At 45.8% G+C, this 26,540-nt stretch carries 26 protein-coding genes; 20 read left to right on the top strand and 6 right to left on the bottom strand.

Annotation, left to right across the window (positions count from 1 at the left end; all coding sequences use genetic code 11):
- Position 1: 1 nt before the first annotated feature.
- Complete coding sequence (locus BVG16_RS04700) at positions 2-964, bottom strand: AAA family ATPase (protein ID WP_078497398.1); 963 nt, start codon at positions 962-964, stop codon at positions 2-4.
- Between the two features lie 194 nt (positions 965-1,158).
- Between BVG16_RS04700 and BVG16_RS04705 the strand changes: the two genes are divergently transcribed.
- Positions 1,159-1,890 (top strand): CPBP family intramembrane glutamic endopeptidase, encoded by a 732-nt coding sequence (locus tag BVG16_RS04705; RefSeq protein ID WP_158081617.1) that lies wholly within the window; start codon positions 1,159-1,161, stop codon positions 1,888-1,890.
- 92 nt (positions 1,891-1,982) lie between these two features.
- Here the strand turns inward: BVG16_RS04705 and hemQ are convergent, their stop codons facing one another.
- Entirely contained in the window at positions 1,983-2,729 is a 747-nt protein-coding gene (gene hemQ / locus BVG16_RS04710) for a hydrogen peroxide-dependent heme synthase (RefSeq protein WP_078497400.1), read from the bottom strand.
- 194 nt (positions 2,730-2,923) lie between these two features.
- On the opposite strand from hemQ, the gene BVG16_RS04715 reads away from it, so the two are divergent.
- From BVG16_RS04715 to BVG16_RS04725, 4 genes are all read left to right on the top strand, one after another.
- Complete coding sequence (locus tag BVG16_RS04715) at positions 2,924-3,229, top strand: YuiB family protein (protein WP_198957420.1); 306 nt, start codon at positions 2,924-2,926, stop codon at positions 3,227-3,229.
- Positions 3,230-3,385: 156 nt separating this feature from the next.
- Complete coding sequence (locus tag BVG16_RS04720; RefSeq protein WP_233146890.1) at positions 3,386-5,038, top strand: alpha/beta hydrolase family protein; 1,653 nt, start codon at positions 3,386-3,388, stop codon at positions 5,036-5,038.
- A gap of 79 nt (positions 5,039-5,117) precedes the next feature.
- On the top strand, positions 5,118-5,495 hold the full coding sequence (locus tag BVG16_RS32340; RefSeq protein WP_144027296.1) for a hypothetical protein: 378 nt from the start codon (positions 5,118-5,120) through the stop codon (positions 5,493-5,495).
- Complete coding sequence (locus BVG16_RS04725; RefSeq protein WP_078497401.1) at positions 5,422-6,108, top strand: YidC/Oxa1 family membrane protein insertase; 687 nt, start codon at positions 5,422-5,424, stop codon at positions 6,106-6,108. Before BVG16_RS32340 ends, BVG16_RS04725 begins: the two co-directional genes overlap by 74 nt.
- A gap of 140 nt (positions 6,109-6,248) precedes the next feature.
- Here the strand turns inward: BVG16_RS04725 and BVG16_RS04730 are convergent, their stop codons facing one another.
- Positions 6,249-7,214 carry an MraY family glycosyltransferase gene (locus BVG16_RS04730; RefSeq protein WP_198957421.1) on the bottom strand — a complete coding sequence of 322 codons (966 nt, stop codon included), beginning with the start codon at positions 7,212-7,214 and terminating at the stop codon, positions 6,249-6,251.
- A 231-nt stretch (positions 7,215-7,445) separates the two neighbouring features.
- On the opposite strand from BVG16_RS04730, the gene BVG16_RS04735 reads away from it, so the two are divergent.
- From BVG16_RS04735 to BVG16_RS04760, 6 genes are all read left to right on the top strand, one after another.
- On the top strand, positions 7,446-8,984 hold the full coding sequence (locus tag BVG16_RS04735; protein ID WP_078497403.1) for a DnaD domain protein: 1,539 nt from the start codon (positions 7,446-7,448) through the stop codon (positions 8,982-8,984).
- Between the two features lie 33 nt (positions 8,985-9,017).
- Positions 9,018-9,977, top strand: a complete 960-nt coding sequence (gene dnaI, locus BVG16_RS04740; protein ID WP_078497404.1) for a primosomal protein DnaI — start codon at positions 9,018-9,020, stop codon at positions 9,975-9,977.
- Positions 9,978-10,316: 339 nt separating this feature from the next.
- Entirely contained in the window at positions 10,317-11,411 is a 1,095-nt protein-coding gene (locus tag BVG16_RS04745; protein WP_078497405.1) for a sulfate ABC transporter substrate-binding protein, read from the top strand.
- A 2-nt stretch (positions 11,412-11,413) separates the two neighbouring features.
- Positions 11,414-12,253 (top strand): sulfate ABC transporter permease subunit CysT, encoded by an 840-nt coding sequence (gene cysT, locus BVG16_RS04750; protein WP_078497406.1) that lies wholly within the window; start codon positions 11,414-11,416, stop codon positions 12,251-12,253.
- A gap of 13 nt (positions 12,254-12,266) precedes the next feature.
- Entirely contained in the window at positions 12,267-13,157 is an 891-nt protein-coding gene (gene cysW / locus BVG16_RS04755) for a sulfate ABC transporter permease subunit CysW (RefSeq protein WP_078497407.1), read from the top strand.
- A 93-nt stretch (positions 13,158-13,250) separates the two neighbouring features.
- Positions 13,251-13,451, top strand: coding sequence for a YezD family protein (locus tag BVG16_RS04760; RefSeq protein WP_078497408.1), 201 nt, complete (start codon positions 13,251-13,253; stop codon positions 13,449-13,451).
- 83 nt (positions 13,452-13,534) lie between these two features.
- Here BVG16_RS04760 and BVG16_RS32345 read toward each other — a convergent pair whose 3' ends face one another.
- The gene (locus BVG16_RS32345) at positions 13,535-13,696 is read right to left on the bottom strand and encodes a YqzM family protein (protein WP_144027297.1); all 162 of its coding nucleotides are present in this window, start codon (positions 13,694-13,696) and stop codon (positions 13,535-13,537) included.
- 218 nt (positions 13,697-13,914) lie between these two features.
- On the opposite strand from BVG16_RS32345, the gene trxA reads away from it, so the two are divergent.
- The 3 genes from trxA to uvrC all read left to right on the top strand — a co-directional run bounded on the left by trxA (position 13,915) and on the right by uvrC (position 16,914).
- Positions 13,915-14,232 carry a thioredoxin gene (trxA, locus tag BVG16_RS04765; protein ID WP_078497409.1) on the top strand — a complete coding sequence of 106 codons (318 nt, stop codon included), beginning with the start codon at positions 13,915-13,917 and terminating at the stop codon, positions 14,230-14,232.
- Between the two features lie 608 nt (positions 14,233-14,840).
- Positions 14,841-14,993 (top strand): hypothetical protein, encoded by a 153-nt coding sequence (locus tag BVG16_RS32705; protein WP_158081618.1) that lies wholly within the window; start codon positions 14,841-14,843, stop codon positions 14,991-14,993.
- Positions 14,994-15,075: 82 nt separating this feature from the next.
- On the top strand, positions 15,076-16,914 hold the full coding sequence (uvrC, locus tag BVG16_RS04770) for an excinuclease ABC subunit UvrC (protein ID WP_078497952.1): 1,839 nt from the start codon (positions 15,076-15,078) through the stop codon (positions 16,912-16,914).
- Here uvrC and BVG16_RS04775 read toward each other — a convergent pair.
- Positions 16,886-18,595, bottom strand: coding sequence for a CPBP family intramembrane glutamic endopeptidase (locus BVG16_RS04775; protein WP_158081619.1), 1,710 nt, complete (start codon positions 18,593-18,595; stop codon positions 16,886-16,888). The genes uvrC and BVG16_RS04775 overlap by 29 nt on opposite strands.
- A gap of 154 nt (positions 18,596-18,749) precedes the next feature.
- Here BVG16_RS04775 and BVG16_RS04780 point away from each other — a divergent pair, with 154 nt between their 5' ends.
- Genes BVG16_RS04780 through BVG16_RS04790 form a run of 3 tightly spaced genes read left to right on the top strand, consistent with a single transcriptional unit; the run spans position 18,750 to position 22,068 of the window.
- The gene (locus BVG16_RS04780) at positions 18,750-20,099 is read left to right on the top strand and encodes a TrkH family potassium uptake protein (RefSeq protein ID WP_233146891.1); all 1,350 of its coding nucleotides are present in this window, start codon (positions 18,750-18,752) and stop codon (positions 20,097-20,099) included.
- Positions 20,100-20,116: 17 nt separating this feature from the next.
- Positions 20,117-20,797 (top strand): potassium channel family protein, encoded by a 681-nt coding sequence (locus BVG16_RS04785; protein ID WP_078497412.1) that lies wholly within the window; start codon positions 20,117-20,119, stop codon positions 20,795-20,797.
- A 35-nt stretch (positions 20,798-20,832) separates the two neighbouring features.
- The gene (locus BVG16_RS04790) at positions 20,833-22,068 is read left to right on the top strand and encodes a cation:proton antiporter (protein ID WP_078497413.1); all 1,236 of its coding nucleotides are present in this window, start codon (positions 20,833-20,835) and stop codon (positions 22,066-22,068) included.
- Between the two features lie 85 nt (positions 22,069-22,153).
- On the opposite strand, the gene BVG16_RS04795 is transcribed toward BVG16_RS04790, so the two are convergent.
- A complete protein-coding gene (locus BVG16_RS04795) occupies positions 22,154-23,083 on the bottom strand; it encodes a LysR family transcriptional regulator (RefSeq protein ID WP_078497414.1) in 930 nt (309 codons plus the stop codon).
- A gap of 166 nt (positions 23,084-23,249) precedes the next feature.
- Between BVG16_RS04795 and BVG16_RS04800 the strand changes: the two genes are divergently transcribed.
- From BVG16_RS04800 to sdhB, 3 genes are read left to right on the top strand one after another with little or no spacing between them, the layout of a single operon-like run.
- The gene (locus BVG16_RS04800; RefSeq protein ID WP_078497415.1) at positions 23,250-23,927 is read left to right on the top strand and encodes a succinate dehydrogenase cytochrome b558 subunit; all 678 of its coding nucleotides are present in this window, start codon (positions 23,250-23,252) and stop codon (positions 23,925-23,927) included.
- A 13-nt stretch (positions 23,928-23,940) separates the two neighbouring features.
- The gene (sdhA, locus tag BVG16_RS04805; protein WP_078497416.1) at positions 23,941-25,698 is read left to right on the top strand and encodes a succinate dehydrogenase flavoprotein subunit; all 1,758 of its coding nucleotides are present in this window, start codon (positions 23,941-23,943) and stop codon (positions 25,696-25,698) included.
- Positions 25,699-25,700: 2 nt separating this feature from the next.
- The gene (sdhB, locus tag BVG16_RS04810; RefSeq protein ID WP_078497417.1) at positions 25,701-26,465 is read left to right on the top strand and encodes a succinate dehydrogenase iron-sulfur subunit; all 765 of its coding nucleotides are present in this window, start codon (positions 25,701-25,703) and stop codon (positions 26,463-26,465) included.
- Positions 26,466-26,540 lie beyond the last annotated feature (75 nt).

Here is a 26,540-nt window from a genome sequence, read left to right on the forward strand (position 1 = left end):
TCTACTCCTTCACGAACTGTTCCGTAGGGACCGGAACTTGATTCACAATGGCGTGGAGCACGGTTTCGGCTTGCTTATCCCGAAGTTGGGAAGCGTTATGAAAGAGCAGGCGATGCGAGAGCACGGGACTGACCATGGCTTTTACATCGTCTGGCGTTACGAATGTGCGTCCTTGAATGACAGCATATGCCTGCACAGCACGAAGCAAAGCTTGACTGGCTCGAGGGCTGGCACCCAGCGCGATGTCATGATGTTTACGTGTCTGCTCAATGATTTTCAAAATATATTCCAGAATGACATGTTCGACATGAACTTGAGTATAGCTGCGCCGAGCCATGAGGATGTCATCTTTGCTTGCGACAGCCTGAAGTTGATCGAGCGGCTGCTGCTCCCGGAAGCGGGAAAGAACGAGCAGTCCTTCGTCAAAGGTAGGGTAGCCTAGTTTTAACTTCAGCATAAACCGATCCAGCTGCGCTTCGGGCAGAGGGAACGTGCCATAATTGTCAAGCGGGTTCTGGGTTGCGAGCACCATAAAAGGTTCTTCCAGCGCAATCGTCTCTCCGTCAATGCTCACCTGACGTTCTTCCATACATTCCAGCAGACTAGATTGGGTCCGCGGTGTTGCACGGTTAATTTCGTCGGCTAGCAGCAAATGGGTGAATAAAGGTCCGGGTCGGAATTGAAACTCACCAAGCTTTTGATTATAGATGTTCATGCCGCTCAAATCGGTTGGGAGTAAGTCGGGCGTGAATTGAATGCGCTTGCAAGTTCCGTCAATCGATTTGGCTAATGCTTTCACTAATAAGGTCTTTCCCGTACCCGGCACATCTTCAAGCAGTACATGCCCGCCTGTGAACAGAGCGACGAAGATCATGTCAAGGGGTTCATCTTTACCGACAATAACTTGTTGGACGTTCTTCTTGATCGTCTGAGCTAACGTATAAATGCGAGATAGATCGCTCAATCGGAGGCACCTCTTTCTACGAATCTATGTTTTTGTTTATTGTATCATACATCGACGACGGATTAATAATGCGTGCGTGCACTTGGGAGAGATGAGGAATATGACAAATGTTCTAGGATCATCAACTTGCAATCGGTAAAATGTGGAATATGGAAAAAATTAGATATAAGAGATTCGAGAGGAGAGGGAAACGGATGAGAAAGTTAAGACGCATATTCCGCATTCGTTTTGATCACGAGACAACAGCAAATCTAAATGTAACAGACGGACTGCTCGCATTGGGGTATTTCATCTATTATTTAGTTTTCATTTATGGGTTTGGATTGTGGATGTTTAAGACAAGTATAGTAGAAGACCTATCCATCTACTTTAGCAGTAATTATTTATTTCTAAGTATACTGTACTTGCCGATTTCATTGCTTTCATTAGCGCCGATTTTCATCATATTGAGGATTCGCCGGCAACCGCTTGCCTCAGTCGGATTAACTTGCAAACGTATACTACTGAACATATGTATTGGCGTTGTGGCAGCCTTACCTTTTACTTGGTCGGAAATATACCGACTAATTGTACAGGGTTCGAGTTTGCCGTTCGAAGGATATGAAGCTCTATTTGAGTTTTTATATTTATTGGTATGTATTGGGTTGACGGAGGAAGTATCTTTTCGAGGATTTATTCAGACCCGTATGTTAGGCCTAATACGAAATAAATATATCGCTGTTGCGGTCGTCTCGATCATGTTCGCCTTCATGCATGTGCCGTTTCAAATGATTAAAGCGGACATGTCTTTTGTCGAGTTTATTCGCTATGATTCTATCCATCTATTGATTACAGCGGGGATGCATGTTTATTTCGTTTATTTGTATACAAAATTTAACGGCATAGTTGCGCCTACGGTTACCCATGGACTCGTTAACTTTATGTAAGGGTGAAGAAGCAGCAGCCGTGCAAATGAACTCAAAAAAATGGAATGAAAACTGCGCCCAGTTCTCACTCCATTTCCATAGTTCTTAAAATATTAAATAGCAAGCATCGCTTGGAACTTATCTGCATCCAGCAGGTTCCCTACATAGAAGGAACCGAACTCGCCAAAACGAGCACTTACTTCATCAAAGCGCATTTCATATACAAGCTTCTTGAATTGCAGGGCATCGTCCGCGAATAGCGTTACGCCCCATTCCCAATCGTCCAACCCTACAGAACCACAGATGATTTGTTTCACTTTACCGGCATATTGGCGGCCAATCATGCCGTGGCTGCGCATCATGGCTTTGCGCTCATCCATGGACAGCATGTACCAGTTATCTTGAAGGTCACGCTTTTTGTTCATAGGGTAGAAGCAAATATGGTTGGCTTTTGGCAGGGCAGGCTTCAGTCTTGCCATGATTTCAGGGTTCTCATATGGATCTCCACCTGAACCGGCCAAGTAGTTGCTTAATTCCACGACACTCACGTAGGAGTAGACAGGGATCGTGAATTGAGCGAACAACGTTTTATTGAACGCATTTTCCATGTCATTCAGTTCCTCTAACGTCTCACGCAAATGCATGAATACGAAATCGGCTTTTTGACCTACGATGGAATAGACGGCCGTACTGCCTTGTCTGTCCGCTTCTGTCGTGGACCATTGTTGTAAAAAAGTATATAGCTCGTCTAGTGCCGCTGCGCGTTCATCTTCACTCGCGCGTCTCCAGCCGTTCCAATCCATAGCTCTAAAATCGTGTAAAGAATACCAACCTTCTAAAGTAAGAGCTGCTTCACTCATCTACATTCACTCCTTCATATTAGGTGCCGTTATTACTCCCTATATTGTATCGAAAGAAGGCGAGGAGGACAAATGGATAACATGTGACAAAAATCATAGAAACGTCACGGAAAGTTCGTTGATTCGCCCACATTTTTCTAGTACACTACTACTTAGCAAGAATTGGGTTCTACATTAGGGAGGTTATATAGAGCATGAATGGTGTGATTGGTTCGATCATTCCGATCATTTTGTTCGTATTGTTTTTTGTGATGATGTTTGGGATCGGGTTTATTTTAAATATGTTAATGAAGACAACATGGTTTCCATCTTACTTATTCGTGATCGTGATTATTCCTGCCGTGGTGATTTCGTATTGGAAGAGCGATCTGTCCTTTGCCGGAAATATCGAGGCCTATTCTCTAGTAGATATGTCGACCGCCTTTGCAGGTCTTATCGGTGCGATTATTAGCGGGACTACGATTCGTATGCTGCGTCGTTCCGGATTCCGCATGTTCTAAGACAAAGGGTCAATATACTTCCTCGTGAAGCGTATTGGCTTTTTTTTTGTTATTTCTAGGTGGTTGACATGAAAATTGGAAACACGATATACTTTATTTAGACATTTATCTAAATATCAAATTATCGAGTTTGGATGGACAAAGGAGCGAAAAAGAATGGGTGTAAAAAGAACGATAAGTACGTTAGCGGCTGCCGTCCTCTTAACGACAACTTTTGCGCAAGCGGCGATGGCTGACGGAACGAACGCAGTATCAAATCAACGAATTCCATTGCGTCAAGCAGCAGATTGGCTGGGGGCCAAGGTCACGTGGGATGCCAAGAACAAAGCAGCATCCGTTACGTATGGTGAACAGGAATGGACCGTATTTCTCGGAAAAACGGACTCGAAATTAAATCAACAACCACTACAACTAAGCAACGCTGCGATCATGAATGATCAGCAGATGCTGGAAGTGCAGCTTCATGATATCAATAAAGCCTTGAATACCCAATTGAACTTGAAAGGGGAGGGCACGGTGGATTTAACCAGCTCAGACGCGAAAACACTTGCAAGTCACATCATCAAGGCACTTGTCGAGGGGAATGCCGAAGAGGTTCAGTCTTACATGAGCGATACGCTCAAAACATCGATACCGCTGTCAACGCTGCAATTGATGCAGCAACAGTTGAAGGCGATGTACGGTAATGTCGATCAACTATTGAACCAAGCAGAGACAACGAATGCGATTCACAATAATGTGCGGCTCATGTATTCGGGTCCATTGGGAGCGCCGTTTGCGATCGACGTACGGTTTAATCACGCAGGGCAGCTGGATGACATGTTCTTCCCGACATCTCTTGTCGATACGTATAAAGCACCGGATTATGATCATCCCGATCGATATGCCGAAGAAGAGGTTCTCATAGGCGATAAGACGTTAGGATTGCCGGGGACGCTGACCGTACCCAAGGGCGATGGACCTTTCCCCGTGGTAGTACTTGTACATGGATCAGGACCTAATGATCGAAATGAAACGATTGGCGGAGGCAAGACCTTCCGTGATCTGGCAGTAGGACTTGCAAATGAAGGGATCGCTGTTCTTCGTTATGACAAACGGACGTATGAACATAATTTGAAATCCATGGCTCCGACGTTTACCGTTCAGGAAGAGACAACGAATGATGCGATCGCAGCGGTCGAGATGCTGAAATCGGATCAACGGTTCAACCCGAAACAGATTTACGTATTAGGGCATAGTCAAGGCGGTATGCTTGTCCCTCGCATCATTGAACAGGATCGGAACCATGATATTGCGGGTGCGTTAATATTCGCAGGACCTTCGGAACCGCTTGAAGATGTGATGCTGGTTCAATTCCAACAAGGTTTGGAGCGGGCGAAAAAAGCGGGCGCGCCGCAAGAAGTGTTAGCACAATACGAGGCGCAGATTGAGAGCTGGAAGCAGGTTCTTGCGTTACTCAAAGACCCACAATATTCCGTAGACAACATCCCTCCGAAATTCCCGACCGCGAATGCGGTATGGTGGTATGACCTGCGTAATTATAAAGGCCAAGAAATTGCGAAGAATCAGACATTGCCTCTATTTATTGCCCAAGGGGACAACGACGTACAGGTCAATGCTTCTCATCTAGACGGCTGGAAAAAGGGGTTAGCCAGTCGTACGAATGTAGAGTATAAGCTTTATCCGAAATTGAATCACCTTTTTGTTCCTTCGGATCAGCCTTCGACAGGATCGGAATACATGCTTCCGGGCAATGTGCCGTCCGAAGTGATTACGGATGTAGCCAAATGGGTAAAGTCCACCAAGTAATCTCTTTCGACTTCTAAGGGGAAAGAGCGTATACTTATAGATACAAGAATGATCCGCTGTTGTGAAGGGAGGTGAGACAATGGACTACTCCATGGATGTAAGTTATTTGTTGTGGTTGATGGCGATAGCCGGTACCCTGGTAGGATATTTGTGGCTGCAGTCACCATCCGTATCTCATGTCACACGAATCCATCTGCTATCTTTAGATCTTGATTCGGAAATGACGATTAATTTAGGTGAACGCATTGAGATGCGACTGCTGTGGATTCGTCGTAAAATGCCGAGCCGCAGACCACGCAAAAAACGATCAGATGATGAAGCTTCCCCCCGTGTTGGTAAGTATGATATGCCACAACATCCAACACATTTAGGAGGAATTTTCTATGTCATCTTGGCTACAGCCAATTATTTCCATGCTCGATCTATTGCTCACCGAACTTTTTCGAATCACGCATGACTGGGGGCTAGCGATCGTTGCCCTTACCTTCATCGTACGCATGCTGCTTTTCGGTCTGAATTTAAAGAACTATCGCCAACAGGTACGCCAGAAGACGGTACAGCCTTTAATGTTAAAATTGAAGGAGAAGCATAGCGATAATCAGGAAAAGTTATTGAAGGAAACCATGAAATTGAATCAAACCTATGGCATTAAGCCATTTTCCATGTTAGTTACCGCACTTGTGCAAATGCCGATCTTTATGAGCTTGTTACGTCTTTTCACGATGCATGGGGATAAGATGACTTCAACGCTGATCTCTTGGACGACGACATTAGCCGTATCCGATCCATGGCATCTTGTTCCGATACTTAGCGTAACGTTCACATTTGTGGGTTCATTGATTCCATTAACGACGGAGCTCACGCTCTTGCAAGCGATGCGTAAAACAGCGGGGATATCGCTCATCATGAATGTCGTGTATCTGTTCGTGCTGTGGAGTTCGCCTATTGCGCTCGGATTGTACTACACCGCAAGCGGTATCTTCGCGCTGGCAGAGAAATTGTTCTATCGCACGAAGTGGGGACAGCAGCTGCTGCACCGTGGTATCGAGGCGCAAGCCATCGCTGCATAAATAAATCATCAGATGTGAAGCCGTGTATCTAAGGATACGCGGCTTTTTACATGGTTCAGGGATCATACCTAACGATGCCAAGAGAAAAAGACGATCCTGCAGCCCTTCGGCGACAAGATCGTCTTTTTTGATAAGGTCATCTACACCTGCATCAGCAGCAAGATGATCGAGGAGAGTCCGAAGCATGTACCGATCAAGCACAGGAACATGACCACCTGCTTATTGTTCAATCCGGCACGCAATAATCGGTAATGGGCCTGACTCGCGTCCGCTTGATAGATCGGTTTCCCTTGGATCATTCGTTTGATGACGACGAAGATGTTATCGAAGATCGGAACACCTAGCGCTAGAATCGGAATGAACAAGGACAGAATCGTAGCTTGCTTGTATGCGCCATCCAGCGCAATAACAGCGAGGATGAAGCCGAGGAAGGTTGCTCCTGCATCCCCCATGAATATTTTGGCTGGCGGTTTGTTATATCTTAGATAGGCGACCGTGACCCCGATGAGGATAATCGCCATCATCGCGGAGTTATCCTGCCCTTTCGTTAAAGCAACAATGAATAGGGTCACCGCAGAAATAGCGGAAAGTCCACCTGCAAGCCCGTCCATTCCATCCGAGAAGTTAATGACGGTGGTTACACCGAAAATCCACAGGATGGTGAGAATGAATTGAAGCCAAATCGGTAACAACACATAGGCTCCGCTGAACGGATTGTAGAATCCGGTAAAAGCGATCCCTGAGAAGAACACAGGTATGGCAGCAGAGACTTGGACAATCATTTTCGGAAGGGCAGGAAATTCTTTTCCTTTTGTTTTGTACCAATCATCGATAGTCCCGATGGTTAGCAATAGAACACCGCCGATGAAAATCGCTAGAGTCTCCAAAGTGAACTCACGTGCTACGAGTAAGTAAGTCGCGAAGAATCCAATGAAAATCGCATAACTTGCCGTCAATGGAATCGGTTCACGGTGAATTTTACGTTCTGAGTCATGCCGAGGCTTGTCCACGAAATCAAGCCGGAACGCCCATTTGGCGAGCGGTGGAATCAGGAAATACACAATCAGAAATGATAAGAAGAATGAGAGCACATAAAGCAAGACCATCACCGTCCACTTTTTAATAATACATATTCATGTATTTAGACATCTTCATTATTATACGCAAAATTTGGTGACGCTGTCGAATGCATTTCATCACATCGTGTCGAGTCTTTGGATATTTCGGTGGTAGAGTTCACCATAGACAGACTTTGTTTCTCTTTTATGATAGAATAGGTGGAAGGTGCAAGAACGGTTTTTTTTGATTTTTTGGGGAAAAATGAGGTGTGTTCAAGCGTGAAAATTTCGAACCTATTGCAATTCACAGAGCATCATCGGTACTGTACTTTCCGGGAATTTTCGCTGTCTGGATTGGATATGAAAATGCTGTCTTATATTTATCAACCGATGGTGGGCGGTCTTGCGATTAGCTTCTATCATTTACTCTACCAACACATTTCGAGCGATCGTGTCGGTTATTCTCGAATTGAGCAACAGCGTCGCCTATTCTTAACGCTTGGCGTGGATCCGAGCGAGAAGGGGCGGAAGCAGCTGGTAGAGCTTTCATCAAAGCTCGAAGCGGTTGGCCTGCTGCAGGTATCGCGAATTTATGTGCCTGAACTTGACGACAGTATGTATGAATACGAATTGCATGCGCCATTAACGCCAAATGAGTTTTTCAAGACGCAGCATCTAACGCTGTTGCTTCGCGATAAAGTAGGGAAGTTTACCGTCTTGTCGCTGCGCGAGGAATTCTGTACGGAAGAGCCGCCAGAACTCGCACAGCGTACTTTTCATAAAGAAGATTTATCGATTCCTTTCTATGAATTATTCCAATTAAACACCCATGTGATTGATTATGAGTTGGAGCAAGCCTTATCTGAGGTAGCGCCCTCTCGCCAGCCTGGCTATAAAGCTCCGTCCGAAGAAGAGTCTTTGAATTATGCAGACATTATTTCGCGTTTTCCAAGGATTTCGAAGAATCGGGTGTTCGTGGAGCGGCTACGGTATGAACATGAACAAATGGGGATGATTAATTATATCGTTCGCAAATATCAATTAAGCTTGCAAGATATATGCAGCTTGCTAGATGAAGACGGTATGTTCTCCGATGAGGGAGATGTACAACTGGATGAGCTGCAGCACCGAGCGAACTTGCACTTCCGTCAAGGGAAGAAGCGCAGTGAAGATAGTGATCGTTATGCCAAGAAAGTGATTGCTATGCGAAAAAGCGTGCAGGTATCCGAGGAAGAGGAACAAGCAAAGGAAGAGCATGCCGTTGAGATGGAATTCTATCTGGAGGTTCCCCAGCAATTTCAGGGCAAATGCGATATTCATCAATATAATATGATGCTTCGTAACGAACCTTATACCATGATGTTGAAGAAGTTCTTCCCAGGCACGGTGCCGGATAACATGATGGATATGTTCGAGAAGATCGATTTGAATTATAAATTGCCGGAAGAAGTCATTAATGTGCTGATCCATTATCTGATGTCATTGCTCGTCGCTGGCACGGATCAGCGATTGAACCGTAACTTCGTCGATTCGATCGCATCGACGATGCTGATGAAACAGATTGATTCGTACGAAAAAGCCGTTCAGCATATTCGGGATCAAAGCCAGTTCAAAGAAAAATTAGAACAGAATCGTGCTAGCAAAGGAACTGCCGGAGGTCGTCCGCGTGCAGGCGGCGGATATGCCAAAGCAGGCAAACAGAAGCCGAGTATTCCGATTATTCAAGATGTGCCGCAAGGTTCCCGTGTCACGTTAGAAGAATTGGAAGAGATGCGGAAGACGGCAAGAAAGCTCGATGGCAAAGAAGAAACATCGTAATAGATCGAACGCAAGAAAGGAGTGTGAAGTGTCATGGATTCATTGGGTGATATGCTAAAACGCATTCCGAGTCCAGATTTGATTCGTAAGGTTGAAGAGAAGAAAGCAGCGCTCATCGCAAATCCGATTATCGTGAAGCTGCGAGCCAAGTATCCAGAGCTGACCGAACCGGTGATGCAGCAGAATATGAATCGACTGTATCAATATGTCACGGAGTATACGAATTGCAGTCAATGCCCCGGATTGGAACGATGCCCGAATGATATGCAGGGGCACTACACCAAGATCTCCTGCTCCACCCTGAATGGCTTAACGCAAGTGACGGATAGCAAGGTGTCGTGCAAGAAATATCAGGCACAGCAGCGTCAAGATCAAATTCGTAATCGGGTTCGCAGCTTCTACATGGATGAGCGGGCCCTGAATGAGGGATATTCAGCAGATGAAATTCTTGTGCGTGATTTGGAGCGGGCCCCTGCTGCGAATCAAGTATTGACATATATAGCGAAGACGAAGGAAGAGGGACTTCCTACAAATGGTCTTTATTTGGTAGGGAAATTCGGTACTGGAAAGACCTTTCTCATGTGCTATCTCCTTCACAAGCTTGCCGAAGAGGGATTTTCAGGGGTTATCGTGTATATGCCTGAATTCGTCGAGGATCTGAAATCGATGATGCAGGACAGTCAGAAGTTGAAAGAAACGATTGAAGTGATGAAGGAGACGGATATTCTCATTTTCGATGATGTCGGTGCAGAGAATATGAATCCTTGGGCTCGGGATCATGTGTTAGGCTCAATCTTGAATTATCGCATGAACCGCAAACCGACCTTCTACACGTCGAACTATGAATTAGATGCGTTAGAGAAGCATTTCAGCTTTACCAGCAAAGATGGCGAGGAAGCGTACAAAGGGCAACGGTTAATGGATCGCATTCGGCCGTTTGTCGATGTCATCGTCGTGAATGGCGAGAATAAACGCGGGCAGCGCAATAAATAAACAAGTATCAGCCAGCTTCGTTCCGATGGGAATGGAGGCTGGCTTTTTTTTACATCGAAAGGATAACTTTTCGGCATACGAAATGGCTTTCGAATGACACAAGAAAAATGGTTATTTTTTGAAAAAAATGTATTGACTTTGATGTGGGCAGTTGGTATATTACCATTAAACCAAGTGAATTAATTGGAATTATAGTTAGTTTTCGACCGGACAGCCGGAGGGAACGAATTTCGAGCAAAAAGGGATTGTGGCCTAATGACAACCTTTATTTGTCGATCGAATTCGTTTCTTCCTGCTGTCTTTTTTCATTTCTTGAGATGTGGAGAGGGGATTTGAAAGATGAAAAAGAAATCGCTCGTACTGGTGTGGCTCTTATTGTTAACGATGGTATTTGCAGCATGCGGAACCAAGACGGCAGGAGAGCCGAAGACGGAAGAAAAGAAAGACACGGCTTCGACAACAACGAAGACAGAGGAAGCGAAGACACCAAGCAAGGATCCTGTGGAACTTCTGAACGTATCATACGATCCGACACGGGAGCTTTACGCGGCGTACAACAAGTTATTTAGTGACTATTGGCAGCAAAAAACGGGCCAGACCGTGACGATTAAGCAATCCCACGGCGGTTCTGGGAAGCAAAGTTTATCCGTCGTCAATGGCCTGAAAGCCGATGTTGTGACGTTGGCGCTTGGGTATGATATCGACGCGATACAACAAGCGGGCCTGATTAATGAAGGCTGGCAGAAGAAATTCGAAGATAACAGTGCCCCGTATACCTCGACCATTGTGTTTTTGGTTCGCAAAGGCAACCCGAAAGGTATTCATGACTGGTCGGATCTCGTAAAAGAAGGGATTCAAGTCATCACGCCAAACCCGAAGACGTCGGGCGGTGCGCGCTGGAACTATCTCGCGGCTTGGGGTTATGCGCTGCAGCAGAACGGGAACGACGAGAATAAAGCCAAAGAGTTTGTCAGTAAATTGTTCAAAAATGTCCCTGTTCTCGATTCTGGCGCACGTGGATCAACGACGACATTCGTCGAGCGCGGTATCGGTGATGTGCTGTTAGCTTGGGAGAATGAAGCGTTGTTATCTGTGAAAGAGCTCGGTAAAGACAAATTCGAAATCGTATATCCTTCCTTAAGCATTCTTGCTGAACCACCAGTGGCTGTCGTCGATAAAGTGGTTGATGCTCACGGGACTCGCGAAGTGTCTGAAGCCTATTTGAAATACCTGTACACACCGGAAGCGCAAGACCTTGTGGCTAAAAATTTCTACCGCCCGATCCTGAAGGGTGTAGCGGACAAATATAAAGCGCAATTCCCTGAATTGAAATTATTATCGATCGACAAAGACTTTGGCGGGTGGGGCACGGCACAAACGAAGCATTTTGCGGATGGCGGCACATTCGATCAAATTTACTCCGCGGGTAAATAAAGATGAGACACGAAAAAGCCAAACATATTAAAGTGCTACCCGGCTTCGGGATCACCCTTGGTTTTTCGATCTTCTACCTAAGTATTATCGTACTGATTCCACTCGCGAGCCTCTTCGTAGAAACCGCGAGTGCGAGTTGGGCGAAAATCTGGGCGACCATTGCAGATCCGCGTGTCGTCGCATCCTTGCGGGTGACGTTCTTGTCTTCCTTCTATGCCGCGGTGATCAACGTCATTTTTGGATTGCTGCTGGCATGGGTGCTGGTTCGCTATAAGTTCCCTGGGAAAAAGTTGATTGACGGCATTATCGATCTGCCGTTTGCTTTGCCGACAGCCGTTGCCGGGATTGCCTTAACAGCGATCTATTCGGAAAATGGCCTGATCGGTTCGTTATTCGCACCGTTTGGCATCAAGATGGCCTACTCCCAATTCGGCATTACGATCGCCTTAATTTTTATCGGATTACCCTTTGTAGTCCGTACCGTACAGCCTGTGCTGCAAGAGCTGGATCAGGAGATTGAGGAAGCAGCCGTTACGCTTGGTGCTTATCGGTGGCGAACGTTTCGCGCGGTTATTTTGCCCGAGTTAACGCCTGCGCTATGGACGGGGTTTGCCCTTGCTTTTGCCCGGGCCATTGGGGAATATGGTTCCGTGGTGTTCATTGCGGGGAATATGCCGTTCAAGACGGAGATTGCCCCGCTCTTAATTATGACGAAGCTGGAGCAATTCGATTATGCTGGGGCGACGACCATTGCGCTGCTCATGCTCTGCATCTCTTTTGTCATGTTATTAGTTATCAATTTCTTGCAGTGGCGCAGCCAGCGTCGTGTGATCGCGAGTTAGGAGGAGGGGGATTATGGCGGGTGCAACAACGATGGTAGGATCCAAAGAGGCAGCCTCCGCTAGACCAAGGCATGTAACGGAAACGGCGCCTTTTCGGTGGATATGGATTACATTGGCCTTGTTATTTGTAGGATTGATTCTGATCCTTCCTCTCCTAACGGTCATCATAGAGGGGCTTAAGAAAGGGCTTGAGGTATATTTCGCAGCGATTACGGAACCTGATGCGGTATCGGCCCTGAAGTTAACCTTGATCGTTGCCGTGATCGCCGTACCCTTGAACACGTTATTTGGCGTAGCGGCCGCGTGGGCGATTACGAAGTTTCAGTTTCGCGGTAAAAATGTCATGTTGACGTTGATCGATCTTCCTTTCGCGGTATCCCCGGTTATATCCGGATTAGTATTCGTCCTCATCTTTGGAACAAGGGGATGGTTCGGTCCGCTCTTAGAGGAATACCATTTGCAAGTTGTCTATGCGCTGCCGGGGATTATTTTGGCGACCACCTTTGTGACCTTTCCGTTCGTTGCCCGAGAATTGATTCCGCTGATGCAGGCCCAAGGGCCGCAAGAGGAAGAAGCGGCAGCGAGTCTAGGGGCGAAGGGTTGGCAAATCTTCTGGCATATTACGTTGCCGAACATCAAATGGGGGCTGCTATACGGCGTCATCTTATGTAATGCGCGTGCGATTGGCGAATTCGGTGCGGTATCGGTTGTCTCGGGTCATATTCGGGGCGAGACGAACACGCTGCCGCTGCATATCGAGATTCTATATAACGAGTATCAATTCTCGGCAGCCTTCGCCGTAGCGTCCTTGCTCGTCTTGCTTGCACTCATCACATTAATCGCCAAAAGTGCCGTTGAGAAACGTCAACAACGGCTTGCCGCAAGTCAAAAAAGTATAAATTGACGCCTTAAAATGTTGATGATATGATGGAATTGGTAAAACACAGTAAATATGTCGGAATATGAGTATATTTAATTTTGGAAAGGGAGGATTCGTATGGGGAGACCGTTGGAAATCGATGAGCGCTGGCGTGATCAAATTGCAGCATTGTTGAATGGCATGGAATACGGTTCCGTACAAATTACAGTTCATGACGGGAAGATCGTACAAATGGAGCGCACAGAACGCAAGCGTTTTGATGCGAATACTCCTTCCTCCAAAGCACAACCGGACAGACTGGCCGCGGAAAAATCATAGCGATGTATGTATAATAAAAAAGTCTGAACCCCATTCTATAGAATGGCGGGTTCAGACTTTGTTCATTCAGGCTGTTCCACGCATTAGCTGATCACAAATTTAATGATGACCATGACGAAGAACACAAGAAACATGAATCCGAACATCATGGTAAAGCCCATGAATACGTCGGAGAAATCGTTACGAATTTCCTCGTTCACATGTTCCCGTGGATCGATCGTGGACAATTTGATGTTTGCTTCCATAATGACCTGCCTCCTGACGACCGGATTATGACTTGCAATGATATGTATCACAAAAGTCAAATCCAAATATTACTATTAGTATAACGAAAATGCCGTTGTCTTGTAAAGTAACCGAAAGTGACAAACTTAAGTCATTTCACAAAAACAAATTTTAGTGGTATACTTTGGTTGATGAATATCTAAAATATTAGGGTTCTATATAAAGGGAGGACATTCTCATGGCAATCGTAAATGTTTCAGATCAATCTTTTAATACAGAAATCGAAGGTCAAGGCGTTGTTCTTGTTGATTTCTGGGCTCCATGGTGCGGACCTTGTAAACGTCTTGCTCCTGAGCTTGAAGCTTTAGATGCAGAAATCGGCGATTCCTTAAAAATCGCTAAAGTGAATGTGGATGAAAACCCAGAAACGGCTTCCCGTTTCGGCGTAATGAGCATCCCGACATTGATCGTATTCAAAGACGGTCAACCTGTTGATAAAGTCGTTGGTTTGAATTCCAAAGACGCTTTGAAAAGCATGATCGGCAAACACCAATAAGATCCTTGGATCTGCAAGAAGCCTTCTCGGGTTACTGAGAGGGCTTCTTTTTTTGGACCACAATAGAATTCATACACGTTTCGAGGTATTGAAACTAAAAAATTCTATAGGTTTGGTTTTCTCATATTTCGTGCAGAAACGCTTTTCGTCATTGAAAGGACACCGTATACGTTTCGTCTCGGCATGATAAATTTCGGGGAAGATCAAGATGATGATTGCTATGTTGGATAAATCCAATAACTTTAATTGATTTGCCTACATTTTAGACTCTATAGTGGATATTTCCAATATAAGAGGATGAAAAACGCCAGTAGTCCTTAATTCGCGCCTCCTATCTTGTATTCATCCAATATAGATGAGTAACATAGCTCATCTGGACATCCTATCCTGCATACATCCAACATAGCATCAAGCCCATCATTCATCTGAGATTGACAGCGAATATTGTCATGACACCTTGCATCTGCATGCCAATTAGATTTGAGGAAATTACAATCTATGTAAGGACGCCGTATACGTTTCTTATTGTGTCACCGTTAAAAAAATGATCTTCTCCTGCGTCTAAAGATTTATGCAATAATTTATATCGCGCGCAAACGGATGGGGTAATGTATGGCATTGATTTTAAGACGACGAAGCCGCTATTCAAAATCCGTACAGGCGCTCGTTTCTATGGCCCTACCCTGAAATCGGGCTCAATGATTATTATTCAAGCGGAAAATAAGCTGATTGGAATGCGCCTGCCTGCATCCGTTAATTGAAAAATTTCCTCGTAGGAATACGAACGTGGGTTTGATATAATTGAATCCTGATCGGTCTTTTAGGGGAGATGAAGAGGAAATGATGATCGAGCATCCAGAAGATTTCGAAAAAGCGAAAGAAAGCATTCGCAACAAGCTTGCGCTGCTTCCGGATCAGCCTGGCTGTTATTTGATGAAGAACAGCGAAGGTACAATCATCTATGTCGGTAAGGCGAAGGTGTTGAAGAATCGCGTCCGTTCGTATTTTACCGGCAGTCATGATGGGAAGACGCAGCGGTTGGTGTCCGACATTCGCGACTTTGAATATATCGTTACGGCAAGCAACATGGAGGCACTCATTCTGGAGTGTAATCTGATTAAAGAGCACTATCCGCGCTACAATGTCTTACTTAAGGATGATAAGACGTACCCGTATCTTAAAATTACAAATGACAAGCATCCACGGTTAGAGGTTACGCGCCGTGTGCTTAAAGATAAAGCAAAATATTTTGGTCCTTATCCGCATGCGTTTGCAGCACAGCAGACGAAGAAGTTGTTGGATCGACTCTATCCACTCCGTAAATGCGTGACCATCCCAAGTCAAGCTTGCCTATACTATCATATGGGACAATGCTTAGGTCCCTGCATTGAAGAAGTCACGGCGGAACAGAACGCCTCGATGATTGAGGAGATTACGCGGTTCCTAAATGGTGGACATGAGGAGATTAAGCAGGAGCTGCAGCAGAAGATGGGGGAAGCGGCCGAAGCCTTAGAATTCGAACGAGCGAAGGAATTACGCGATCAAATCATCAGTATCGACGCCTTGATGGAGAAGCAGAACATTACAACCGTCGATCAGATGAACCGTGATGTCTTCGGTTATGCCGTCGATAAAGGCTGGATGTCCGTTCAGATTCTATATATGCGCCAAGGTAAAATGATACAGCGTAACTCGTCCACATTTCCTTATTACGGGAACGCTTATGATGATTTCATGACCTTTGTCAGTCAGTATTATAGTGAAAATACTGCGCTGCCTAGAGAAATTTACTTGCCAGATGGGGAACTAGATCCAGCGCATGATGGTACGGAAGAGAGTGCGGCAGATGCATTAGAAGCATGGCTCAAAGTAAAGGTTCATGTGCCTAAGCGCGGCTCGAAGACGAAGATCGTGTCCATGGCGATGGAGAATGCGCGGATTGCTCTTGATGAGAAGTTCAAGCTGATTGAGCGGGATGAAGAACGCAGCATCAAGGCGGTTGAGAATCTGGGACAATGGATCGGCTTGGAGACCGTGCGTCGGATTGAAGCCTTTGATAACTCGAACATTCAAGGTACAGATCCAGTCTCGGCGATGGTGGTTTTCATTGACGGGAAGCCGGCAAGAAAAGAATATCGCAAATATAAAGTGAAGACGGTTGTCGGTCCCGATGATTACGGTACTATGCGCGAGGTCATTCGACGCCGTTATGAACGGGTGCTCAAAGAAAACCTGCCGATGCCTGATCTCGTTGTGGTCGACGGCGGTAAGGGACAAATTTCTGCGGCAGTCGATGTGTTGGAGAATGAACTGGGGCTCTATATTCCCGTCTGCGGGCTTGTGAAGGATGATAAGCATAGAACAGCCCAACTCATGGTTGGCGATCCGCCAGAGGTCATTCCGATGCGTCGAGACAGCCAGGAGTTTTATCTCTTGCAGCGGATTCAAGATGAGGTCCATCGCTTCGCGATTACGTTCCATCGTGAGACGCGTGCCAAATCGATGGTGACTTCCAAATTGGATTCCATCCCCGGGATTGGGGAGAAACGCCGGAAGGCGCTGCTTAAGCACTTTGGTTCATTGAAAAAAATAAAAGAGGCCTCCGTCGAAGACTTCCGGCCCCTTTCGATTGGCGAGAAGCTCGCCACACAAATTATACAAGCGCTTCAGGAGGAGTCGTAATATACGGCTCTTCTTTTTGTTGTTCTTTTTGTTGCTCCGGTTTGCCGTCGTGCGGATAACGAAAGCGGTAGAAGAAGCGAATGACCCATGCGACAATGGCAGGCAAGATCATATAACCGAGTCCAATCAACGTATAGGTCGGTCCGTTTTGCATGAATACAAGGCTCATTCCCATCCCAATGCTGTCAAAGATGACATGCGCGAATACAGCTGTGATGAATCCGTAGCGCAAGAAGATGAACGAAAATCCTAAGCCAAGGAAAATCAACTCAATCGGACGGGAATACGTCGGGTAGATCGGATACAGCGTATGACCGAACGCCCATATCAATGTCGGGATCAGGCAAGCTAAAAATGTATTGCGAACGATCTTCTTTAGCATAATAATCCCAAATAGCCGGTAGGTTGCTTCTTCACCGATCCCAGCGACCCAAGCCATCAGCGGGAACAGCAGCGGATACACCATGTTATAGGTGGACTGCGTTGCGTCGGTTGTTGACCACGTTCCAATGGTTAAGGATAACGTGATATAAATAACGACCTGGAGTCCGAGCAGAATAAAGGCAGTAATATAGCCAACGCCCATACTGCGGAAGATATAGTCGCCGTATCCCGGCTCACGGAAGCGAGGCCAAGGATTGAGACCGCGTTCACGCCATAGACCATCGCCTCCAACGAAGGAGAAATACGTGCCAATACCCATAATGACTGTTATGATGCATTGCAGAATGGTGGTTGCAATGAATAACGAATGGTTGAATGGCGCATCTCCGGTCATCGCTTTTAAGGCAGGCATCATGTTAAAGTACGAGAACAAGTTCAGTCCGGTATACAGCATGGCCAAGAAGATGCCGCGTTTGAATGAAGTATAGCGGCGTTTCAAGGCACTATACACAATGGCAAGGATCGATAATACCAGCGTTAGGAGGTAGAACCCAAGCCCTGTCATCCAATTGGCGTTCTTTTTCTGTTGATTCACATATTGAAGATGTGATTCAGGTACAGAGAATGAGGGGGTAAACGAACTAACAGTGTCTCCTGTGAAGCCTATGGTCAGGTTCAAGCGGGAATCGCCCACTTGTCGTGTGGTATCCTCGAGAAGAATCTCCACGCGATCGCTTAATTTGCGATCTTCCCGAGATCCTTTGAATGTCAACATATTTTTGTCATACCCTTGTTCTGCTGCAAATACCTTGGCTTTTTCTATTTTCTCATCGGTCGTGGTTTGCATAGGGACGGCTAGTGGGAAATATCCACTCCAGGAGATCACCTTACCTGTCTGCATATCAAGATAGACGTAATAAGACATCATTGTCTTATCAACATCCGGCAGTTCGACCCGATAATACTCGTAAGGGTATTTCTTCTTGAATGTATCATGATATTTCTCTAACAACTTATTAGCGACGAGATACCCGTATAATTCGGAATCCGTTGCGTAAGAGACGTTGCTATGTGCAGGGTCTACCTTGGCAAAGCTCCATTTCTGTTCGGTAAAATCAATCGCTTTCTGGACAGCCTCGTCCTTCGAAATCGCAGCATGCTGTTGAAAATCGAGCGCTTGAGGTGAAAAAGCAGGTACGACCTGCAGGAGCACAAAAATAAGAAATCCGATAAGACCGGTAATGAGTAAGGCTTTTCGATTCACGATTAACTGAAGTCGGTTGCCGAGATGATTCATTGCAATCCTCCTATGGGTACGTTTATTAGTAAAAATATCATAGTTCATAGGTCCAACACCAGCGTATGATGGAATCCATGTCCAAATTCATTGTATGACAAAAGGGTACGGATGCAGTATACTTGCTTTTGTATTTTTTATTGTGAAAGGATGCGTGAAGGTGACGAAGTTACACAAAAGGATTTTCGTGTTAAGTCCACCTAGGATATTAACCCTTGGATTTGCGTTTATTATTTTATTGGGTGCTTGCCTGCTAATGCTCCCTATCTCTAACACGAATGGTCAACCTTTAACGTTCATCGATGCCCTATTTACCTCAACTTCCGCAACGTGTGTAACGGGGCTGATCGTCGTAGATACGGGTACTCACTTTACCGTATTTGGGCAAGTGGTACTCATGTGTCTGATTCAAATCGGCGGACTTGGGTTCATGTCCATGGCAACGTTATTTGCACTTGCGTTCAAGAAGAAAATATCGTTATCCGAGCGGTTGATTCTTCAAGAAGCCATGAACCAATCCAGTATGGAAGGCATTGTGCGGTTAATTCGTCGCGTATTAATATACTCCATGACCATTGAGGCGGTGGCAGCTCTCTTGTTCACCATTCGATGGTCCTTTGACATGCCGCTCGGTCGAGCCGTTTATTTTGGTATCTTTCATGCGGTGTCATTTTTTAACAATGCCGGGTTTGATATCTTTGGCCATTATCAGAGCCTTGTCGCCTACGTGAACGATCCGCTTGTCAATATTGTCGCGATGCTACTTATTATCTTCGGCGGGATCGGATTTATTGTCATGGCGGATGTGGTGGATTATAGAAATAAGAAAAAGCTCTCTTTACATACAAAAGTGGTCTTATCCATGACCAGTTTTTTGATTGTGTTTGGTGCGATCGTTATTTTTATATTTGAATTCACCAATACGAAAACCTTGGGACCACTTCATATCGGAGGAAAGATCTTAGCCTCCTTTTTCCAATCGGTTTCTCCGCGTACGGCTGGGGCCAATACGGTGGATATCGGCAGTATGCGTCAGGCGTCGCAGTTCTTTATGATTATTTTGATGTTCATTGGGGCGTCTCCAGGCTCGACCGGCGGTGGAATCAAAACAACGACATTTGCGATCCTCATTGGTGCGATCATTGCGATGATACGGGGAAAAGAAGATGTGGTGATGTTCCGCTACCGGTTGGCTAAAGAACGTATCTTCAAGGCATTAACGATAACGTTCCTCTCGCTCATGCTGGTCGTGTTTGTTTCCATGCTTTTATCCACGACGGAGGATCATCAATTTCTGATGATTTTGTATGAGACAACGTCCGCGTTCGGCACGGTGGGGTTAACGATGGGCTTAACGGCCGATTTAACGGTATTTGGGAAGGTTATTATATGTTTAATGATGTTTATGGGAAGGCTAGGACCATTAACCCTTGCGTACGCGTTAGGTCCGAAGACAGAAAAAGAATTATATCGCCATCCCGAAGGTAAAATGATTATTGGATAGGAGCGCATACGAATCACATGAAAACAGATCAATTTGCAGTCATCGGACTTGGCCGTTTTGGCTCAAGCCTTGCGAAGGAATTAATGTCTTTAGGACATGAAGTGTTAGGTATAGATAAAGACGAGGAAGTTATCGATAATATGAATAGGAAGCTAACGCATGCCGTCGTAGCGGATGCTACGGATGTCGAGACGCTCCGTTCCCTCGGGATCCGTAATTTTGATTGCGGCGTCGTTGCGATCGGTGACGATATACAGACAAGCATTTTAACAACGATTCAATTGAAGGAGCTTGGGGTGAAAAAGGTGGTAGCCAAAGCGATCACGGAGCTTCACGGTCGCGTTCTGGAACGGATTGGCGTGGATCGCGTTATTTTTCCCGAACGAGATATGGGGATACGTGTGGCGCACCAATTGGTGTCCCCCAACTTACTGGATTATATCGAGTTGTCTAAAGACTATACGATCGTGGAATTATCCGTGCCTAGATGTCTGCATGGGATATCCCTCCAAGACTTAAGCCCGCGCTCGCGATTCGGATGCAGTATCGTGGCGATTCATAAGAAGACAGGTGTGGTCGTAGTACCCACAGCGGAGCAAGTCTTGGAAGAGAATGATATTATGGTGATCATCGGATCTAATGCGCAGATCGAATTATTCGAGGAAGAGCTGACAGAAGAACAAATTCAATTGACTTAGCTATATCAGACAGCATTTATGAGGAAGGGATAAGGATGGAATCAGCGACAACGATCATTATTCACCATATTCTTATCGTATTGGTTATGATCTTCTTAGCAGGGATGATAGCTGGAAAAATTGCCTCGTGGTTACGGCTGCCTGATGTGGTTGTGTTCATCGCGATGGGAATGCTGCTTGGTCAAGGCTTACATTGGATTCATGAGACGAGCAGCTCCTTATTCAATCAAGCGGTACTAACAGCAGGTTCGACCCTTATTTTGTTTGATGGTGGACGTAATATCGGATTGAAAGGACTTCGAAAGGTTTGGATTACCATTACGATGTTGGCCGTCCCGGGAGTCCTTGTAACGATCGGGGTTGTAGGTGTCGGCGTTCATCTGTTATTTGGATTGCATTGGATTCTTTCGTTCTTGGTTGGCGCGGTCATTGCTTCGACAGATCCAGCTTCGATTATTCCGGTATTTCGCCAAGTTAAGATTCAGGATAAGGTTCGTGAGACTGTGGAGAGCGAATCAGCCTTTAATGATGCGACAGGTTCGATCCTTACATTTACGTTATTAGCCGTTGTATTAGGGCAAAGCAGCTTAGAAGCAGGACCTATGATATATGATTTCCTAAAAACAGCGATCGGCGGTGTGCTCGTTGGGGCGATCGTGGCATTCCCTTTTACCTATCTGACCGGTCATGCTAAATATGCTCTACTGAAGGAATACACAACAATTGTGATGGTGGTTGTATCCTTGAGTGCTTATCTTGTTGGTGATTTACTGCATGTCAGCGGCTTTATGGCGACATTTGTTGCGGGGTTGATCTGGGGAAACGAGAAGACGTTCGGCTTATCGATGCATGAGAAGCGGCAAGAGATGGACCATTTTGCAGATAATGTGACCGTACTAATGCGCATGCTGATATTTATTCTCTTGGGCAGTCAGGTGAACTTTCAGGTATTGCTTACCTACTTCTGGCCAAGTCTTGCTGTGGTTTTAATTCTGATGTTCGTTGCTCGTCCTCTAACGATTATCTCCTGTGCATGGCCTGATCGTAAGGCGAAATGGACATGGAAGGAACTCGCTTTTATGGTATGGGTGCGGGAGACCGGCGTCATTCCTGCGGCATTGTCGGGGATGATTGTTGCTTCCGGGGTGAAGCATGCTGATATTATTGCTTCCGTTACATTTATGGCGATTATGCTGACGATTCTCGTCCAAGCTAGTTCGACCGCGTGGGTTGCCCGGAAATTAGGACTTGAAGTGAGGCATGACAATTAAGTATGGCAAATAGATGGAAGGCAAAACAGCTAGGACATAGGGTCCTGGCTGTTGTTGTATATTATGAATTTGTGTGGGCCATGGATCAATGACGATCCATGGCTTTTTGTTTAGCAGCAAAGGATTGGAGCTTCACATAATTGGAAGCTTCCTGGATGAGCAGCTGAGCTGATGTACTAAGTGAAGTCGGGTCCGCATAAATAAGAGAAGTTGTCCGTTTGGTCTGTTCAAGTTCTCGAAGATGAACAACGGTAAGTCCATTATCTTCGAGCATCTGGGTTCTTAAATAGGATTGAGGCAGCAAGGTAGCGGATTTTCCTGTGGCTAGCAATCGAATAATGGCCTCGAATGAGTCGATTTCCATCCGAACGTCAGGAATGACCCGGATGCGATGGAACAGGTCATCCGTTAAGATACGATACCATGTGCCTCTTGAGAATAGGATCATCGGTAATCCGTTGAGATGTTGAATGTCGATCGGTTTTTTATTATTCAGCGGATGCTGATTTGGAAGTACAAGGACGAGGTGATCCTCGAATAGAGGCAGACAATGCAAATTCGGCTCGTTAATTAACGAAGCGACAAGTCCGATATCGACTTTTTTTTCACGGACAAGGGTCACGATCTCATGAGTTTTCCCCGTAATGGCTTTCATTTCGGTATTCGGATATTTCGTCAGAAAGACATTGATCAGGTCGGGCAGGGTCGATTGGAGCGTCGTGAGACTAGCCCCAATGGTAATCGTGCTCTTGTCGGTAGCTTTATATTCCGCGATGGTCTGCAGCAAATCTCGTTCAATTTGGCGCAGCTCCAAGGCGAATTCATACGTCAACTGCCCTATTCTCGTGAGCTCTAGCCTTTTTCCATTTCGGGTAAATAGCTCAATGCCTAGTTGTTCTTCTAGTTTGGTGATTTTCCGAGAGAGGGCAGGCTGTGATAAGTTCAATAGCTGAGAAGCTTTATTTAAACTCGAATGTTCCACGACAGCCGCAAAATAATGCATCATTTCTAACATTTCGACACCTCTTATGCGAATAAGTTATAAAAACTAATAGAAAATACGCATTTCCATTATAAGCTAAAAAGGAGTAACATGATAGATGTCACAACACATTCACAATTCTATTCCAAGGGCTAAAGAACCAATTTAACGTATTGACTGAAAGGGGAAACGCTTACTTATGAAAGGGACTTCTTTTTATTCACGGAAGTTGCACTCTCTACTCGGGATTATTCCGCTAGGCTTCTTTATCGTGGAGCATATGTTGACGAACTACTCCGCATTTGAGGGAGGCAAAGAGAGCTTTGACAGCAGTGTTAAATTTTTGAATGATCTTCCTTTAGTAACCTTCTTAGAGATTTTCGGCATATTCTTACCATTACTTTACCACGGTGTTTATGGACTTTACATCGCTTATCAATCGAGAAATAATGTAAGCAATTACAGTTACGGCCGCAATATCATGTTCATGCTGCAGCGCGTCACGGGCGTGATTACGTTTATCTTCGTAGTATGGCATTTGTACACAACACGTTTCCAAGTTACGCTCGGAAATTTAACACATGAAGAGTTGGGCGGACATATGAATGAAATTCTATCCCAACCGATCTTTTTTATTCTCTACGTGATTGGGGTTGTCGCAGCCGTATTCCATTTCAGTAATGGTCTATGGTCGTTCCTGGTGAGCTGGGGGATTACGGTAGGACCTCGCGCACAACGCGTATCGTCGTATATTTGTATGTTTGTATTCGTTATCGTTTCCGTCTTGTTCATCTTATCGCTAGTTGCTTTCACTGGCAGCGAATTCGAAGCAGTATCGGATGTAGTAAACTCGGCAGCAGCCCTGATTAACGGTTAAGGAGTGAAATTGAATGTCCAAATCTAAAATTATTGTCGTAGGCGGCGGACTCGCTGGTCTCATGGCAACCATAAAAGCAGCAGAAGCAGATGTCCATGTTGAACTATTCTCCTTGGTACCGGTCAAACGTTCACACTCGGTGTGTGCACAGGGCGGCATCAATGGTGCCGTAAATACGAAGGGTGAAGGGGACTCCACGTGGGAGCACTTTGACGATACGGTTTACGGGGGAGACTTCCTTGCGAACCAACCGCCGATCAAAGCGATGTGTGATGCAGCGCCAGGCATTATTCACTTGATGGACCGGATGGGGGTTATGTTCAACAGAACACCGGAAGGCTTGTTGGATTTCCGCCGTTTCGGGGGGACGAAATACAGCCGTACAGCATTTGCGGGAGCTACGACGGGCCAGCAATTGCTATACGCACTTGACGAGCAAGTACGCCGTCATGAAGCTGCAGGACTCGTAACCAAACGTGAGCATTGGGAATTTCTCTCGGCTGTCATCGATGATGAAGGCGTATGCCGCGGGATTACTGCGCAAGATTTACGCACAATGGAAGTCGTGACATTCGCGGCAGATGCCGTGATTCTAGCGACTGGTGGTCCTGGTATTATCTTCGGCAAAACAACGAATTCGGTCATTAATACAGGTACGGCAGCGAGTGCTGTGTACCAACAAGGTGTACATTATGCGAACGGAGAATTCATTCAAATTCACCCGACGGCGATCCCGGGGGATGATAAGCTTCGTCTCATGTCCGAATCGGCACGCGGCGAGGGCGGACGGATCTGGACGTATAAAGACGGGAAGCCATGGTATTTCCTTGAAGAGAAATATCCGGCTTACGGGAACTTGGTGCCACGGGATATCGCAACGCGAGAAATCTTCCACGTCTGCGTAGACGAGAAGCTCGGGATTAATGGCGAGAACATGGTATACCTCGACTTGTCCCATAAAGATCCGAAGGTGTTGGATGTCAAACTCGGCGGAATCATTGAAATCTATGAGAAATTCATGGGCGATGACCCGCGTAAAATTCCAATGAAAATCTTCCCAGCAGTCCATTATTCGATGGGCGGCATGTGGGTCGACTATAATCAAATGACGAATATCCCTGGTTTGTTCGCAGCCGGAGAATGTGAGTATCAATACCACGGTGCGAACCGCTTGGGTGCGAACTCCCTGCTGTCCGCGATTTACGGCGGGATGGTATCCGGACCGAAAGCGGTTGAATACATTCGCGGCTTGAAAAAATCGGCGGAAGATATCGCGTCTAGCGTGTTTGATCGTGAGAGCAAGAAGCAAGCAGATAAATACGAAGGTTTGCTCAAAATGCAAGGTACGGAGAACGCCTACGTGCTGCATAAAGAATTGGGCGAATGGATGACGAATAACATGACCGTCGTTCGTTATAACAAGAAGCTTGAAGAAACGATTAACAAAATTAAAGAGTTGAAGCAGCGTTACCGCAATATCAACATGACGGATACGGCCCGGTGGAATAACCAAGGCGTAGCCTTTACTCGCCAACTATGGAACATGCTTGAACTATCCGAGGCGATGACAAAAGGCGCGTTATTGCGTAATGAAAGCCGCGGGGCCCATTATAAACCAGAATTCCCGGATCGTCATGATGAAGAGTTCTTGAAAACAACCAAAGCAGCTTGGACGCCGGACGGCCCAAGTATCTCCTATGAAGAAGTAGATGTATCGCTTATCAAACCGCGTAAGCGCGATTATTCGACAGATAAGAAGAAAGGAGAATAACGATGGCGGAGACACAAGTGAAATCCAAAATGGTTAAGTTCATAGTTACTCGTCAAGATCAACCTGACGCGAAATCGTATACCGAAGAGTTTGAAGTACCTTATCGCCCGGGGATGAACGTCATTAGCGCTCTAATGGAAATCCAACGGAATCCTAAGAATGCGAAGGGTGAGAACACTTCTCCTGTATGCTGGGAATCGAACTGTCTGGAAGAAGTATGCGGCGCTTGTTCCATGGTGATTAATGGGAAACCCCGTCAGGCATGTTCCGCGCTTGTTGATAAGCTAGAGCAACCTGTAAGAATCGCACCTATGAGCACGTTCCCCGTCGTACGTGACTTGGTCATTGATCGCAGTCGGATGTTCAATGCGCTGAAGAAAGTCAAAGCATGGATTCCGATTGATGGTACGTATGATTTAGGTCCTGGACCGCGTATGGCAGAATCCAAGCGTCAATGGGCGTATGAATTGTCCAAGTGTATGACTTGCGGCGTATGCCTTGAAGCTTGTCCGAATGTGAATGATAAGAACAGCTTTATCGGTCCGGCACCGATCTCGCAAGTACGCTTATTCAATGCGCACCCTACGGGTGAAATGAATAAGGAAGAACGTCTAGAGGCATTGATGGAAGAGGGCGGCATCGAGGGCTGCGGCAACTCGCAGAACTGTGTACGTTCTTGTCCGAAAGGCATTCCACTCACGACGTCGATCGCCGAAATGAACAAAGCAACAACAAAGCATATGTTCAAGAAGTGGTTAGGCGTATAAGCTAGGCAGATCATATGTAAGTATAAATCAAAAGGCATACGGTAGAGCACTTTCGATGGAAGGATAGATATCATT

The sequence above is a fragment of the Paenibacillus selenitireducens genome (genome assembly GCF_002021565.1).
Taxonomy (GTDB): Bacteria; Bacillota; Bacilli; order Paenibacillales; family Paenibacillaceae; genus Paenibacillus_K; species Paenibacillus_K selenitireducens.

Excerpts from the sequence above, each read along its gene's own strand:
- trxA (WP_078497409.1), top strand. The coding sequence starts at position 13,915 with ATGGCAATCGTAAATGTTTCAGATCAATCTTTTAATACAGAAATCGAA.
- dnaI (WP_078497404.1), top strand. The coding sequence starts at position 9,018 with ATGGATTCATTGGGTGATATGCTAAAACGCATTCCGAGTCCAGATTTG.
- BVG16_RS04715 (WP_198957420.1), top strand. The coding sequence starts at position 2,924 with ATGAATGGTGTGATTGGTTCGATCATTCCGATCATTTTGTTCGTATTG.
- sdhB (WP_078497417.1), top strand. The coding sequence starts at position 25,701 with ATGGCGGAGACACAAGTGAAATCCAAAATGGTTAAGTTCATAGTTACT.
- sdhA (WP_078497416.1), top strand. The coding sequence starts at position 23,941 with ATGTCCAAATCTAAAATTATTGTCGTAGGCGGCGGACTCGCTGGTCTC.
- BVG16_RS04775 (WP_158081619.1), bottom strand. The coding sequence starts at position 18,595 with ATGAATCATCTCGGCAACCGACTTCAGTTAATCGTGAATCGAAAAGCC.
- BVG16_RS04720 (WP_233146890.1), top strand. The coding sequence starts at position 3,386 with ATGGGTGTAAAAAGAACGATAAGTACGTTAGCGGCTGCCGTCCTCTTA.
- BVG16_RS32340 (WP_144027296.1), top strand. The coding sequence starts at position 5,118 with ATGGACTACTCCATGGATGTAAGTTATTTGTTGTGGTTGATGGCGATA.
- BVG16_RS04795 (WP_078497414.1), bottom strand. The coding sequence starts at position 23,083 with ATGTTAGAAATGATGCATTATTTTGCGGCTGTCGTGGAACATTCGAGT.
- BVG16_RS04800 (WP_078497415.1), top strand. The coding sequence starts at position 23,250 with ATGAAAGGGACTTCTTTTTATTCACGGAAGTTGCACTCTCTACTCGGG.
- BVG16_RS04705 (WP_158081617.1), top strand. The coding sequence starts at position 1,159 with ATGAGAAAGTTAAGACGCATATTCCGCATTCGTTTTGATCACGAGACA.
- BVG16_RS04725 (WP_078497401.1), top strand. The coding sequence starts at position 5,422 with ATGTCATCTTGGCTACAGCCAATTATTTCCATGCTCGATCTATTGCTC.
- BVG16_RS04785 (WP_078497412.1), top strand. The coding sequence starts at position 20,117 with ATGAAAACAGATCAATTTGCAGTCATCGGACTTGGCCGTTTTGGCTCA.
- hemQ (WP_078497400.1), bottom strand. The coding sequence starts at position 2,729 with ATGAGTGAAGCAGCTCTTACTTTAGAAGGTTGGTATTCTTTACACGAT.
- BVG16_RS32345 (WP_144027297.1), bottom strand. The coding sequence starts at position 13,696 with ATGGAAGCAAACATCAAATTGTCCACGATCGATCCACGGGAACATGTG.
- cysT (WP_078497406.1), top strand. The coding sequence starts at position 11,414 with ATGAGACACGAAAAAGCCAAACATATTAAAGTGCTACCCGGCTTCGGG.
- cysW (WP_078497407.1), top strand. The coding sequence starts at position 12,267 with ATGGCGGGTGCAACAACGATGGTAGGATCCAAAGAGGCAGCCTCCGCT.
- BVG16_RS04790 (WP_078497413.1), top strand. The coding sequence starts at position 20,833 with ATGGAATCAGCGACAACGATCATTATTCACCATATTCTTATCGTATTG.
- BVG16_RS32705 (WP_158081618.1), top strand. The coding sequence starts at position 14,841 with ATGTATGGCATTGATTTTAAGACGACGAAGCCGCTATTCAAAATCCGT.
- BVG16_RS04745 (WP_078497405.1), top strand. The coding sequence starts at position 10,317 with ATGAAAAAGAAATCGCTCGTACTGGTGTGGCTCTTATTGTTAACGATG.
- BVG16_RS04760 (WP_078497408.1), top strand. The coding sequence starts at position 13,251 with ATGGGGAGACCGTTGGAAATCGATGAGCGCTGGCGTGATCAAATTGCA.
- BVG16_RS04730 (WP_198957421.1), bottom strand. The coding sequence starts at position 7,214 with ATGGTCTTGCTTTATGTGCTCTCATTCTTCTTATCATTTCTGATTGTG.
- uvrC (WP_078497952.1), top strand. The coding sequence starts at position 15,076 with ATGATCGAGCATCCAGAAGATTTCGAAAAAGCGAAAGAAAGCATTCGC.